The 13,192-nt window shown below is 70.7% G+C and carries 10 protein-coding genes; 5 read left to right on the top strand and 5 right to left on the bottom strand.

What is annotated here, in order from left to right; genetic code table 11:
* Nucleotides 1-129: 129 nt before the first annotated feature.
* The 4 genes from AB0J78_RS28625 to AB0J78_RS28610 are packed head-to-tail and all read left to right on the top strand — an operon-like array spanning nucleotide 130 to nucleotide 5,241.
* Complete coding sequence (locus AB0J78_RS28625) at nucleotides 130-2,211, top strand: DUF6541 family protein (RefSeq protein ID WP_363794332.1); 2,082 nt, start codon at nucleotides 130-132, stop codon at nucleotides 2,209-2,211.
* Nucleotides 2,212-2,213: 2 nt separating this feature from the next.
* Nucleotides 2,214-4,217 (top strand): DUF6541 family protein, encoded by a 2,004-nt coding sequence (locus AB0J78_RS28620; RefSeq protein WP_363794330.1) that lies wholly within the window; start codon nucleotides 2,214-2,216, stop codon nucleotides 4,215-4,217.
* Nucleotides 4,214-4,909, top strand: coding sequence for a glycosyltransferase family 2 protein (locus tag AB0J78_RS28615; RefSeq protein ID WP_363794328.1), 696 nt, complete (start codon nucleotides 4,214-4,216; stop codon nucleotides 4,907-4,909). The genes AB0J78_RS28620 and AB0J78_RS28615 overlap by 4 nt, the downstream gene beginning before the upstream one ends.
* Nucleotides 4,906-5,241 (top strand): DUF2304 domain-containing protein, encoded by a 336-nt coding sequence (locus tag AB0J78_RS28610; RefSeq protein WP_363794326.1) that lies wholly within the window; start codon nucleotides 4,906-4,908, stop codon nucleotides 5,239-5,241. Before AB0J78_RS28615 ends, AB0J78_RS28610 begins: the two co-directional genes overlap by 4 nt.
* Here the strand turns inward: AB0J78_RS28610 and AB0J78_RS28605 are convergent.
* The gene (locus tag AB0J78_RS28605) at nucleotides 5,173-6,234 is read right to left on the bottom strand and encodes an NAD-dependent epimerase/dehydratase family protein (protein WP_363794324.1); all 1,062 of its coding nucleotides are present in this window, start codon (nucleotides 6,232-6,234) and stop codon (nucleotides 5,173-5,175) included. The genes AB0J78_RS28610 and AB0J78_RS28605 overlap by 69 nt on opposite strands.
* A 249-nt stretch (nucleotides 6,235-6,483) precedes the next feature.
* Between AB0J78_RS28605 and AB0J78_RS28600 the strand changes: the two genes are divergently transcribed.
* A complete protein-coding gene (locus AB0J78_RS28600; protein WP_363794322.1) occupies nucleotides 6,484-7,800 on the top strand; it encodes a hypothetical protein in 1,317 nt (438 codons plus the stop codon).
* A 34-nt stretch (nucleotides 7,801-7,834) separates the two neighbouring features.
* Here the strand turns inward: AB0J78_RS28600 and AB0J78_RS28595 are convergent, their stop codons facing one another.
* The 4 genes from AB0J78_RS28595 to AB0J78_RS28580 all read right to left on the bottom strand — a co-directional run bounded on the left by AB0J78_RS28595 (nucleotide 7,835) and on the right by AB0J78_RS28580 (nucleotide 12,995).
* Entirely contained in the window at nucleotides 7,835-8,713 is an 879-nt protein-coding gene (locus AB0J78_RS28595; RefSeq protein ID WP_363794320.1) for a 3-methyladenine DNA glycosylase, read from the bottom strand.
* Between the two features lie 26 nt (nucleotides 8,714-8,739).
* The gene (locus AB0J78_RS28590; RefSeq protein WP_363794318.1) at nucleotides 8,740-10,455 is read right to left on the bottom strand and encodes a protein kinase; all 1,716 of its coding nucleotides are present in this window, start codon (nucleotides 10,453-10,455) and stop codon (nucleotides 8,740-8,742) included.
* A gap of 162 nt (nucleotides 10,456-10,617) precedes the next feature.
* Entirely contained in the window at nucleotides 10,618-11,658 is a 1,041-nt protein-coding gene (locus AB0J78_RS28585; protein ID WP_363794316.1) for a hemolysin family protein, read from the bottom strand.
* The gene (locus AB0J78_RS28580; RefSeq protein WP_363794314.1) at nucleotides 11,655-12,995 is read right to left on the bottom strand and encodes a hemolysin family protein; all 1,341 of its coding nucleotides are present in this window, start codon (nucleotides 12,993-12,995) and stop codon (nucleotides 11,655-11,657) included. Before AB0J78_RS28580 ends, AB0J78_RS28585 begins: the two co-directional genes overlap by 4 nt.
* Nucleotides 12,996-13,192 lie beyond the last annotated feature (197 nt).

The raw sequence follows: 13,192 nt of genomic DNA, 5'->3' as shown, positions 1-13,192 counted from the left end.
GGGACTGCGATCACGACGGCTCTGGTTTAGCTTGCCTGTGCCGTGATCAGAGCCGTCAGCGATTGCGGTGAGTGCGACGTACGCCGCCGGGAGTGACCCGGCGGGCGCAGCCAACGCAGGTGGGACACGGTGAAGACCTTGTGGGTGCTCGCGGTTGCGACGTCGGTGTGGTTCGTCCCCGGCGCGATCGTGCTGCTGGCGGCCCGGGTGAGACAGGTGAGCTGGTTCGCCGGGGTGGCGCCGCCGATTTCGTTGGGGATCGCATCGCTGACGGCGATGGGCTGCGCGCTGATCGGCGTCCCGTTCGGACCGGGTCCGCTCGGCCTGGTCGTCGGGCTGGTGGCGCTGGTCGGGGTGGGGGTGCGGTGGCGGAGTCCTCGCAAGCCGTTGACCGGACCGCGGCGTCGGCCGGTCGAGGTGGCCGGAGCGGCGTGCGGCGTCGTGCTCGTCGCGGGCGCGATCGCGGCAGGCGTGCGGTCGTGGTTGGCGGGCATGGGTTCGCTCCGCACCCTGCCGCAGGAGCACGACATGGTCGTGCACACGACGTTGACGGCCTTCATCGAACGCACCGGGCGGGGCGCTCCCTGGCAGCTGCTCCCGGCCGACCTGCTCACCGGAGCACCCGCTCAGCCGTATCCGGCGGGGCTGCACCTGCTCTCGGCGGTCGTGGCCCGGTTCGCCGGGGATGCCGTGGTCGGGTTGAACGCGGTGTCCATCGTGGTCTGCGCGGTGGTGTGGCCGGTGTCGGTGGCGACACTGGGCGTGCTGGCGGCCCGACGAGCGCGAATGAGCTTCGGAATCGCGATGCTCGCCGGAGGAATGGCCGCTGTGGTGGCGATCGGCCTGCAGCAGCCCATGTTCCTGCTCAACCACGTCGGCGGGATGCTGCCGAACGCGACCGCCCTGGCGATGACGCCGGGCATCCTGGCCGCCCTCGTGACGATGCCGCTGGCAGCCGGCCCGGTGCTGGCGGCCGGGCTCGCGTGCGCGGGCGCCGTGGCGGTGCACCCGAGCGCCGGCGTGACGGTGGGTGTGAGCCTGGTGGCCTGGTGCGCGGGGGAGCTGTTCACCCGGGGCGGAGCGGTTTTCGCCAAGGACCGGGTGCGCGCGGTGGGGGCGGCGGTCGTGGTGGCGGGGGTGATGTCGCTGCCGGGACTCGCCGCGGTGCTGTCGCAGAGCACGACCGTGACCTCGTTCCCGTCGGAAAAACCTGCTGAGACGCTGACGCAGGCTGTGGGACGGGTCTTCGCGGTCCCCTACGACGGGTTCCCGGGTGACACGGTGCCGTTGGGCGCCGGGCAGTTCGCGGTGATGCTGCTGTTGCTGGCGGGACTGGTGGCCATCCTGGTCAGGGGAGGGCCGTGGGGGTTGATCACGACCTGGGGCGCGTGGGCGATCGTCGTCGTGGCCATGTACGTCAGCCCCGGTCGCGGCTGGGAGGCCGGGATCACCCGCTACTTCTACAACGCGACGTTTCGGATCTCCAGCCACCTGAACCTGTTCGTGCCTGTCATCGCGGCGTTGGGCGTCGTGTTCGCGGGCGCGGCAGTGGCGCGGCGGCTGCCTCGGCTGCCGTCGCTGCGCCCCGCGGCGGGGCGGTGGGCCGCGGTCGGGCTGGTGACGGTGCTGGCGGTGACCTACGGCGTGGCCGTTCTGCCGGGATACTTGCGCACCGGCCAGTCCACGGTGGCCAGCCGGTTCAGCAATCCGACTCCGTACGTGCGGGTGTCGCCGGACGACCTCGCCGCGATCCGGTGGCTCGCTCCCCGCGTGCTGCCCGGCCAGCGCGTGCTGAACTCCGCCAACGACGGGTCGACCTACCTCTACGTCCTCGGTGGCGTGCCGGTGGTGAACGTGCTGACGCTGGGCGCGGCCACGTGGCCGCCGAGCTACGCGCTGCTGGAGGACTTCAACCGGTATCGAACCGACCGCGACGTGCGGCGCGCCCTGATCGATTTCGACATCGCCTGGATCTACGTGGACACGGAGACCCCGAAGATCAGTTCGGCGGGAGCGCCCGAGAACTGGGTTTCCGGACAGTCATACGGGCTGGCACCTGGACTGCTGAACCTCGAAGCGCTGCCCGAGGTCCGTCCGGCGTTCCGCAGCGGCACGGTCGCGGTGTACTCGGTGGACCTGAACGCGATTCGCGCGCTCGACGCGGTCCCGCCGGCCGGACGCCTTCCCGTCGTCGTGGGCTCGACGAGGTGACGATGGCCGATGCGTGGTCGCACGAGGTTCCGCTCTGGGCGACGGCGGTGGTGTGGACGTTGCTGGCGGGGTTGCCGATCGCCTCGGCGATGGGACTGCGGGGATGCGCGGCGTGGGCCGCGGCTCCGGCTCTGGCGGTGACGACCCTGTCGATGGCCGCAGTGGCGGCCGGGGCCGCGTCGGTGCGGTGGTCGCCCGTCGTGGCACTGGGCGCGGTCGCGCTCGCGACGCTGCTCGCGATGGCGGTGAACGGGCTGGTCGGCGGACGCCCTGCGCGTGACCCGGGATCGGTGCGGGCCTGCGCTGCCGGTGGCGTGCTGGCCGGAGCCCTGCTGGGCGGGGTCGCGCTCGTGCTGGCGTTGCGAACCCCGGCGGCGTTGTCGCAGAGCTTCGACGCGGTGTTCCACTACACCGCTCTCGCCGCGATCCGGGACTCCGGAGACGGGTCGTCGCTGACGTTGGGCGCGCTGGACGTTCCGGGGGCACCGCCCCGGTTCTACCCGGCCGCGTGGCACGATCTCACCGCGCTGGTGCTCGCCACCGTCGGTGGAGCGATCCCGGCCGGGGCGAACGCGGTCGCCGGGGTGATCGCCGTGCTGGTGTGGCCGGTGGCGTGCGTCTTCTTGGCGCGCCAGGTGTTCGGCCCGAGGCCGGGGACGTTGGCCGTCACCGGGCTCTACTCGGTCGGGTTCACCGCGTTTCCGTGGGGCCTGCTCAAGTGGGGTGTGCTGTGGCCGAACCTGCTGGGGATGAGCCTCGTTCCCGTGGCGCTGGGACTGGTGCTGGCGGTGATGGGCCGAGCGGTCGACGACGTCGTGGGTCGGCCTCGCGCGCTCGTGCTGCTCGCCGTGACGCTCGTGGGGATGGCGTTCGCGCACCCGAACACGGTGGTGTTCCTGGCGGTGCTGGCCTCGGTCCTGATCCTGGTGACGACCGCGCAGCGGGCGGGCGAGCACGTCGCGGACGGCCGCGTCGGTCGTGCGGGGTGGACCGTGGCCGCGGCGGTGGTCGTGCCGGTGGCGTTGCTGGCCGGGTTGCGCATGACGCCGCTGATGCGGGAAGTCGCGGCCGTGTGGTGGGCACCCACCACCACCGCGGCCGGAGCCGTCGGCGAGGTGCTGCTGCACGCCACCCACGGACGCCGAGCGGAGTGGCTGCTGGCGGCGGTGGTCCTGGTCGGGATCGTGCGGTCGCTCCGCGAGCCCGGGTTGCGGTGGCTGGCGGCGGCCCACGCAGTGTCGGCGGCGCTGTTCGTGATGGCCGCGTCGATCCAGTCGCCGTGGACGATGCTGCTGACCGGCTTCTGGTACAGCGACTCGTGGCGGATCGCGGCGATGCTGCCGATGACCGGGGTACCGCTGGCGGCGCTGGGCACGGTCGCGATCGCCGAGTGGCTCCGGGAGCGGATCGACCTCCGGGTCGCGGTGCCGGTCGGCGCGACCACGCTGCTGATCGCGGCGATCATCGCGGGCGCCACGAAGGGCATGCACCTGGGCCGCTCCGCGACGCTGGTGCACAGCACGTTCGCCGCCGAGGACGCCCCGGCGACCAACATGGTCAGCCCGGACGAGGCGGAGTTCTTCGCGCGGATCCGCGACCGCATCGAACCGGACGCCGTGGTCGCCAACAACCCGTGGGACGGCAGCGCGCTGCTGTGGCCGCTGCAGGGCCGTCGCGTCCTGTTCGGACAGCTGGACGGCCGGAAGCAGACCGCCGAGCAGAACTACCTCGCCCAGAACCTCGTCTTCGCCGCATCCGACGCGCGCGCGTGCCGGATCGCGGCGAAGCTGGGAGTGCGCTACCTGCTCGTGGGCGAGGTGCACTTCTGGCCGACCGACCCTAGGGTCGACGACTACCCCGGTGTGCGCGATCCGGGACGAATACCCGGTTTTCGACTGGTCGAACGGCAGGGTGAACTGGCCTTGTTCGCGCTGTCCTCCTGCTCGGAGAACTCCAACCTGGATTCGTCGGCGCCGACGCCCGACGGACGGAGGGGAACGCGATGACTGCACGGGACGACATCTGGGTGATCATCCCGATGTACAACGAGGCGACGGTCATCCACGAGGTGGTCACCGAGCTCAAGCAGGCGTTCCCGAACGTGGTGTGCGTCGACGACGGCAGCGCCGACGATTCGGCCGCTCGGGCACGCGAGGCCGGGGCCGTGGTGGTGCGTCATCCGGTGAACCTCGGGCAGGGCGCCGCGCTGCAGACCGGGGTCGAGTTCGCGCGAACGCGGCCGGGTGCCCGGTGGTTCTTGACCTTCGACGCCGACGGTCAGCACCAGGTGTCCGACGCCCTCCGGTTGCTCGACGAGCTGGCAGTCGGTGATCGAGACATCGTCATCGGCACTCGTTTCGGCGACGGCGCAGCGTCCGTTCCGATCCTCAAACGAGTGGTCCTCCGCACGGTGGTGCGGTGCAGTCCGAGCTTGCGACGCCTGCAGCTCTCCGACGCGCACAACGGGTTGCGGGCGTTCAACCGATCGGTCGCCGACACGATGGAGATCACCTGCGACGGCATGGGTCACGCCTCCGAGATCATCGGCATGATCCGGCGTCTTGGCTGGCGGGTTGCCGAGAGCCCGGTGACCATTCGGTACACCGCCTATTCCATGGCGAAGGGACAGTCACTGCTCAACGCGGTCAACATCGCGTTCGAGACGGTGGTGCGGACCAAGACGGAGCACATCAGATGACAATTCAGGTGATACTGGTCACCGCCGTGACGGCACTGCTGGTGTTCTTCCTCCGGCACCACGGCACGACGTACGTGACCGCCGCTGTCCGAATCGGTTTCATCATGTTCCTGGCGTTCGGCGTGTTCGCCGTGCTGCGCCCGGACATGCTGACGGTGCTGGCCGCCGCCGTCGGCGTTGGCCGGGGCTCGGACCTGCTGCTGTACGGGCTTGTGACGGCGTTCGCGTTCTTCTCGCTCAACACCTACCTGCGGTTCAAGGAACTACGGGTGCGGTTCTCGCGGCTGGCGCGCGCGGTCGCCCTCGACGAAGAGCGCGATCGGACCTCCTGAAGCTTCTCGTGAGACGTCGTCGCATCGGCGGTGTCGGGGTCCTGGAAGCGGGATGTCGCGCTGCGACAGCAGGTGCTCCACGACGCTGCCGATGCCGGTGACGAGGTCGATCTGCGGTTTCCAACCGAGTTCACGGCCGATGAGGGACCAGTCGAGCACGGAATCCCGCACGTCTCCCTGCCGCGCGGGCAGGAACGCCGGTTCGTCGGGAGCACCGGTCGCCGCGGCGACGATGGAGTGCAGTTCCCGGTCGGAGGTCGGCACTCCGGTGCTGACGTTGTAGCGCTTGCCCGATCCCCGCTCTCCTGAGGCGGCGATGAACGCGGCGATGACGTCGTGGACGTGCACGTAGTCGCGGGTGTTGCGGCCGTCGCCGTAGATCGCGGTCGGCGCGCCGTCGAGCATCGCACCGGCGAATACGGCCACCACTCCGGCCTCGCCGAGCGAGAGCTGGCGGGGACCGTACACGTTGGCCATCGCCAGGTGCGTGCACTCCAAGCCGTGCAGCCGCCGGTAGGTGTCGAAGTAGGTCTCGCCCGCGAACTTCGACGCCGCGTACGGCGAGAACGGTTGAACGGGTTCGGATTCGTCCGTAGGAATGGTCTCGGCGTGCCCGTAGATGGAGCCGCCGGAGGTGGCGTAGACCACCTTGCGGGCGCCCGACAACCGGGCCGCCTCGCCGACGTTGACGACGCCCAGGACGTTGGCGCGAGCGTCGGCGAGCGGGTCGGCGACGCTCGCGCGCACGTCGATCTGCGCGGCGAGGTGGTACACGACCTCCGGGCGATGTTGTCCAGCCAGGGCAACGACTTCGGGAGAGCAGACGTCGACGCGATGAAGGCTCAGGTTTTCGCTGTCGAGCGATGCGGCCAGGTTGTCGGCGCTTCCTCGGCTGAGGTCGTCGACCACGCACACCTCATGACCGTCACGAACGAGCTGATCCACGAGGTGCGAGCCGATGAAACCGGCCCCGCCTGTCACCAAAGCGCGCACAAGTTGCCTCCTGAATGACGAAAACGATTTCGATCCCAGGCGCCTGAGGCCACCCGCTGCGGCCTGATACCTGCGAGCGTGGGTGGCCCCGAGCGCGAGTCGCAAACCGGGAGGTGGCACACCACTCAAACACGTGATGCTCCTAACGGCCGGGCAGATTCTCGAACGCTCGTCCTTTGGGGACATCGGAACCGGGGCGGGGCTCGTGCGTTCTGCGGGGGTGTGCTCGCACGCGTAGCGTGCGACTCCGTGACCGGAGGTGAGCAGTCAGGGGCAGTGGCGCTCGCGGTGGGAACCGTTCTGGTCGGAGCGGCGGGCTACGCGTTCGTCGCGTCGGCGGGACATCTGTTCGCCCCGCCCGAGGCGGCGGCGGTGTCCACGTTGTACATGGTCATCAACATCCTCGGCCCGGGTGTCTTCCTCGCCCTGGAGCAGGAGGTGAGTCGCCGCACCGCGCACGCGGTCGCGCTGGGGCGGTCGGTGCGAGAAGCCGTGGTGTGGACGGCGATTCGCGGTGCGGGGTTGCTCGCCGCGGGACTGCTCGCACTCGTGGCGTGCGCGCCGCTGCTGGTCGACGACGCGCTGGCGGGCCACAGCGGGCTGCTCGTCGTGGCCGCGGTCAACACCGCGCTCACCGCGATGATGTCGCTGGTGCGCGGGGTGCTCGCTGGTCTGGACGATTTCGGTGGCTACGCAGCGTCATTGGGTGCGGAGGGGATCGGACGGCTCGTGTTCGTCGGTTCCGCGTGGGTCACGGGTCCGGTTCCGGTGACGTGGTACGCGGCCACGTTCGCGGCCGGGACCGGGTGCAGCGCGCTCGGCGGCGCGCTGTGCGCGGTGAGGCGGAGGCGTCCGCTCGTGCACCCGGGTCCTGGGGATGCTGCTGTGCAAAGCGTTTCGCGTCCGAGCGCGTCCGGCGGGTTGCCGTCGCTGGCGGTGGCGACGCTGCTGACGTACGTGATCGCCAACCTCTCGGTCGTGATCGTGACGACGCGGCTGCACGATGCCGCGCTGGCTGCGGCTTTCGCCGCCGGACTGCTGCTGGCGAGGATGCCGCTGTTCGTGTTCTCGCCGGTGCAGGCGTTCCTGCTGACCGCGCTGACCGATGCTCAGGCGCGCGCGCAACGGCACCGGTTCCGGGCGACGGTCAGGAACGGCATGGCGGTGGCGCTGGCGTTCGGAGCAGCCGGGTTCCTGGGCGTTGCCGGCCTCGGCGGTTGGGCTTTGCGAGAGTTGTTCGGAACGCGGGTTCCCCTGTCGACGCTGACCTCGGTCTGCCTGGTCGGCAGCACGGTGCTGCTGATGGGAGCGCAGGTGCTGCACGCGGCGCTGATCGCGCGCGGTCGGCACCGGAAGGTGGCGGCGTCCTGGTTGGCGGGAGCGGTGGTCTTGGTGGCGGTGCTGACATCACCGGCCGAGCCGGTGGCGGCCGCGGTCGCCGCGCAGGCGCTCGCGGCCGTGACGGTGGTGGTCGGCATGGCCTGGGCGCTGAGCCGGTCCTCGCCGACACCCGGGAGCAGGGCAACCCCGGCGGGCGCTGTCGGCACCCTGGCGGGGGAGCGCTAGGCGAGAACCCGAAGCCCCTTCCGCGGAGGGCGTGTCAGACCGGGCTCGGCGCTGCCCAGGTCAGGATGTCGCGGCAGGTGTCGATGAGCCGTTGCCGCAGCCCCGCGGCTTCCTCGGCGAACTCGCGCTGCCGCCGCGCGTAGTCGGCGCGTCCCTGCGGGGTCTCGATCGGCACCGGCTCGTAGCCGAGCTCGGAGAGGTCGTACGGGCTGGCGCACATGTCCAGCTCCCGGACCCGCACCGCCAGCTCGAAGCAGTCGGCGATGAGCTCGCCGGGCACGAACGGGTCGAGCTTGTAGGCCCACTTGAAAAGATCCATGTTCGCGTGGAGGCAACCCGGCTGCTCCAGTCTCACCTGGTCGGCTCGGGACGGTTGCAGCTCGTTGAGCGGGCGGGCCTGCGGGGTGAAGAACCGGAACGCGTCGTGGTGGGTGCAGCTGATCGGCATCGACTCCACGACCTCGTCGGTGCCGTCGTGCCCCAACCGCAGCGGCCAGCCGCTGTGCCGGACGTCGCCCGGCTCGGTGCGGTAGACCATCGCCCACTCGTGCAGTCCGAAGCAGCCCAGCCGGGCCGGACGGGACGCGGTCGCGCTGAGCAGACCGAGGATGAACTCCGCCGAATCACGCCGCTTGTCGGTCAGCGACGCCGGGTCCAGCGCGACACCGCCGGGCGCCTCGGTGAAGCCCTTGCGGGACAAGAACTCCTGACCGTTCTCCAGCACCACGTCGACGCCGGGCTGCCACCGCTCCAGGCGGGCCGGGCGGAACGAGTAGTAGGTGAACAGGAAGTCCAGCACCGGATGCTTGCGCTGGTGGTGCTGACGCCGCCGGTGCGGCGAGGTCCACCGGGCCACCCGCTCGCGGTGGGCGGTCTGGCGCTCGCGCCACTCCTGCTCGGTCAACACCAACATCGCTGGTCAGGGTATCGGTCCGGGGTTCAGCGGTGGAACTGGACCCAGTCCAGCTGCAACGCCTCGCCGCCGACCTGCGAGCTGATGACCAGGTAGACCGTGTGCTTGCCCGACACACCGCGCTCCAGCTCCACCGGCACGGTCTTCCAAGCGTTGTCGTGGTGGAGGTCGGCTACGTTGATCTGGCCGACCCGCTCGCCGTTGGGGCTGGCCAACCGGACCGCGATCGTCGCGTTGGCCGACGACGGCACCGAGGTGCGGAACCGCGCGGCGACCTCGGTGGCGGGCACGGGCCCGAAATCCACCTGGTCGAACCGCAGCACGTGGCCCGGCAGCAGGGGGCCGGCGTAGGTGACGCCCTGGTAGGTGGTGGTGCCGAACGAGCGGCCCGTCCAACCGGCGAACTCGGCCTGCAGCACACCGTAGGCACTGCCGGCCGGGCGGCTTGGCTGGATGGTCGCTTGGGGGTCTTCTTCCTCGTTGCCGACCGTATAACCGAACACCGCCGCGCCCGCGACCAGCACCAGCGTCACCGCACCCGCGATGATCGCGGTCCGCCCGACGCGGCGCTCGGACGCGGGCTGCTCGGGTGACGGGTGCGAGGGGCCGGGTCCGTGCTGACCCTGCCAGGCGCCGGACTGGGCGGACAGGTTCGGTTGTTCGGCTCGCACCTGCTGCGGCGGGATCCACGGCTGCGGGGTGCCCGCCATCGGCCGGGGGGTCGACGGCGGCGTCGGGGTCACGCGCGGGATCGACTGGCGGCGGTCGGCGGGCCGAGCTGGCGGGCGGGGCACCGCCGCCGGGGCCGCCACCGGGGTGGGGAAGCGCTCGGTCGCATCGGGCGAGCTGGGGTCCAGCAGGGGTTCGAAGGGTTCGTCACCGGCGGACCTGACGATTTCGTGCAGTCTGCGGCGCACCTCGACCAGCGGCATCCGCCGACCCGGCTCCTTGATCAGGAGCCCGCCGAGGACCTCGCCGATCGGGCCGGTCTGGTGGTGGCGGGGCAGCGGCCCGTGCACGATCGCACTGATGATGACCAGCGGGTCATTGGTCTTGTCGTACGGCGGGTGGCCCTCAGCGGCCGAGTAGAGCGTGGCGCCGAGGCTCCACAGATCGGCCTGGGAATCGAGAGCGCCCCGGCGCGCGATCTCCGGGGGCAGGTACGCGGGCGTGCCCAGCAGCATCTCGGACCGGGTCATGGTGGTCTCGGCGATGTTGCGGGAGAGCCCGAAGTCGGCGAGCTTGACCTGCCCGCGCGGGCCGAGGAGCACGTTGCCCGGCTTGACGTCGCGGTGCACGATGCCGACCCGGTGAGCGGCGTCCAGCGCCGCGGCCACACCGTCGATCATGACGGCCAGCTGGTAGTGGTTGAGCGCGCGGTGCTTCTTCAGGATCGCCGACAGGCTCCGCCCCGGCACCAGCTCCATGACCACGAACGGACCGGCGGCGTCCTCGCGGACCACGTCGTAGAGCATCACGGTGTTGGGGTGGCTGAGGGTGGCCATGGCCCGGGCTTCGCGCAGGGCTCGTTCGCGCAGCTCATCGGCGCCTTCTTCGGGCAGGTTGGCAGGCAGGTGGAGTTCCTTGACCGCCACCGGGCGCTCCAGGACCTCGTCCGTCCCGGACCAGACGTAGCCCATCCCGCCCTTGCCGATGGTGCGGTCCAGCCGGTACCTGCCGCCGATCACGCGGCCGGAAGAAGATGTGTCCGCGTGGGACGGCGAGAGCTGATCATCTCGCACGCATGGACACTACCGAGCGCGGTTCCGGGTTCGCGCCGGGGGCATCCCCGGCGCGAACTGGGAAAACGGGATTTTGCGGCCGTTCGGGCAATCCCGTGCGCCCGTCTTTTCCCGTGAAGTTGGGCCATCTGGAGGAGAGCCCTCCGCCCGCGCCTCGTCCGGTCAGTGGACGTGGGTGCCGTCGCGAACGGTGCCCACGTACTCCTCGACCAGGTCCTCCAGCGCCACCACGCCGACCGCCGCACCACCGGCGTCCACCGCAGCGGCCAGGTGACTTCCCGCCCGGCGCAGCGACGTCATGGCCTCGTCCAGGCGCGCGGTCACCGGCACCGTCGGCAGGTCGCGCCGCCGGGCGTCGGAGATCGGCGTCTGCGGATCGTCGCCCGCCTGGTCGAGCACGTCCTTGATGTGCAGGTAGCCCAGCAGCCTGCCGTCGTCGTCGCGCACCGGGAACCGGGAGAAGCCGGTGTCGGCCACCAGCCGCTCCACATCGCCCAGCGTCGGACGACCCGGCAGCGTCGTGACCTCCGGCAGCGGGACCAGGACGTCGGCGACGGTGTGCTCCACCGACGACAGCGTCTGGGCGAGCCTGCGGTGCTCGGAGTGCTCCAGCAGCCCCTCGCGCCGCGACTCCACCAGCAGCTCGGCCAGCTCCGCGGAGGTGTAGGCGGTCTCCAGCTCGTCCTTCGGTTCGATCCGCAGCAGCTTGAGCACCGCGTTGGCCATCATGTTGAACAGCGCGATGAACGGGCGCGCCAGCTGCACGAACCCGACCAGCGCGGGCACCAGCCACAGCGCCATGCGCTCGGGCTCGGCCAGCGCCAGGTTCTTCGGCACCATCTCGCCGACCAGCACGTGCAGGATCACCACGATCGCCAGGGCGATCGTGAACGCCACCGCGTGCGTCACCGGCTCCGGGATGCCCAGAGCGGTGAACGGCGCTTCCAGGGTGTGCGCGACGGCGGGCTCGCCCAGCCGTCCGAGACCCAGCGAGCACAGCGTGATGCCCAGCTGCGCGCTGGTGAGCATCAGCGAGCCCTCCTGGCTCGCCTTGATCACCGTGCGCGCCCCGCCGACGCCTTGGGCCAGCAGGGCCTCCAACCGGTCGCGGCGGGAGGACAGCAGGGAGAACTCCGCGCCCACGAACAGCGCGTTGAGCAGCAGCAGGAGCACGCCGAGCAGCAGTGCGTAGGAGTCGCTCATCGGATCGCCCCCATCGCCTCGGCCTGGGCCGGCTGCTTGGTGAGGCGCAGCTCGGCGATGCGGTGCTTGTCCATGCGCATGACGGTCAGCCGCCAGTCCTCCAGGTCGAGCTGGTCGCCCACCGACGGGATCCGGCCCAGCCGCCACAGCAGCAGACCGGCCACGGTCTCGTAGTCGCCCTCGGGCATCTCGAAACCGGTGGCCTCGGCGAGCTCGTCGGGGCGCAGCAGGCCGGAGATCAGCCACGAGTCGTCGCCGAGCCTGCGCACGGCGGAGATCTCCAGCCGGTCGTGCTCGTCGCGGACGTCGCCGATGATCTCCTCGACCACGTCCTCCAGGCTCACGATTCCCGCGGTGCCGCCGTACTCGTCGACGACGACCGCTAGCTGGAGGCCCGACCCGCGCAGCCGGTTGAGCAGCGCGTCTCCGTCCAGCGTCGCAGGCACCGTCGGCACCGGGCGGGTCAGCGTCTCCACGCGGGTGGACTCCCGGCGGGAGGCCGGGACGCCGAACGCCTGCTTGACGTGCACGACGCCCTGGATCTCGTCGAGGTCGCCGCCGTGCACCGGGAACCTGGAGAACCCGGTCCGGCGAGCGAGGTCGAGCAGGTCCACGAGCGTTTCGCCTACCTGCAGCGAAGCGACGCGCACGCGCGGGGTCATCAGTTCCTCCGCGCTGCGGTCGCCGAAGCGCAACGAGCGGTCCATCAGCCGGGCCGTGGACTCGTCGAGCGTGCCGTGCGCGGCGCTGGAACGCACGATCGAGCCGAGCTCGTCGGGGGAGCGCGCCGAGCGCAGCTCCTCCTGGGGCTCGATGCCGAGCCTGCGCACCACCCAGTTCGCGCTGTTGTTCATGGCGTCGATGAGCCACTTGAACACCTGCGAGAACCCCGCGTGGTAGCCGGAGACGGCGCGCGCGGTCGGCAGCGGGCGGGCGATGGCGAGGTTCTTCGGCACCATCTCGCCGAAGACCATCGACAGCGCGGTCGCCAGCAGGATCGCCAGCGCCAGCGACACGCCCCCGGCCACGCCCAGCGGCATGCCCAGGGCCGTCAGCACCGGCTGGATCAGGTCACCGATGAGCGGCTCGGCCACGTAACCGGTGATCAGAGTCGTCAGGGTGATCGCGACCTGGGCGCCCGAGAGCTGGAACGACAGCGTGCGGTGCGCGCGCTGCACGGCGCGGGCGCGCTTGTCGTCCACGGAGTGCACGTGCGCGTCCACCGTGGAGCGTTCCAGCGAGGTCAAGGAGAACTCCGCTGCCACCGCGAGACCGGTGCCCAGCGTGAGCACTGCGATGAACAGAAGGCCGGCAACGGCCAACAGGATTTCGATCAACCCTCGGCCCACCTCGTGCGAGTGACCGACGATCGGAGGTAGCCGGGTCTACTGCCCGGCTCGGTACTGCTTCCCTCTGGGGATTGTGCCGCTGGCACTGAAGTGCTCACTCCCGTGAATTGAATGGACCAGGTGAAAAGGTCATACCGAGTATACCGGCGTTGACGGGATGCAATCGGTAGCGGCGCGATCACGAT

Source organism: Saccharopolyspora sp. NPDC049426 (assembly GCF_040676935.1).
Taxonomy (GTDB): domain Bacteria; phylum Actinomycetota; class Actinomycetes; order Mycobacteriales; family Pseudonocardiaceae; genus Saccharopolyspora.
The sequence above is the reverse complement of the archived record's forward strand: the minus strand, read 5'-3'. Positions and strand labels throughout refer to the sequence as shown.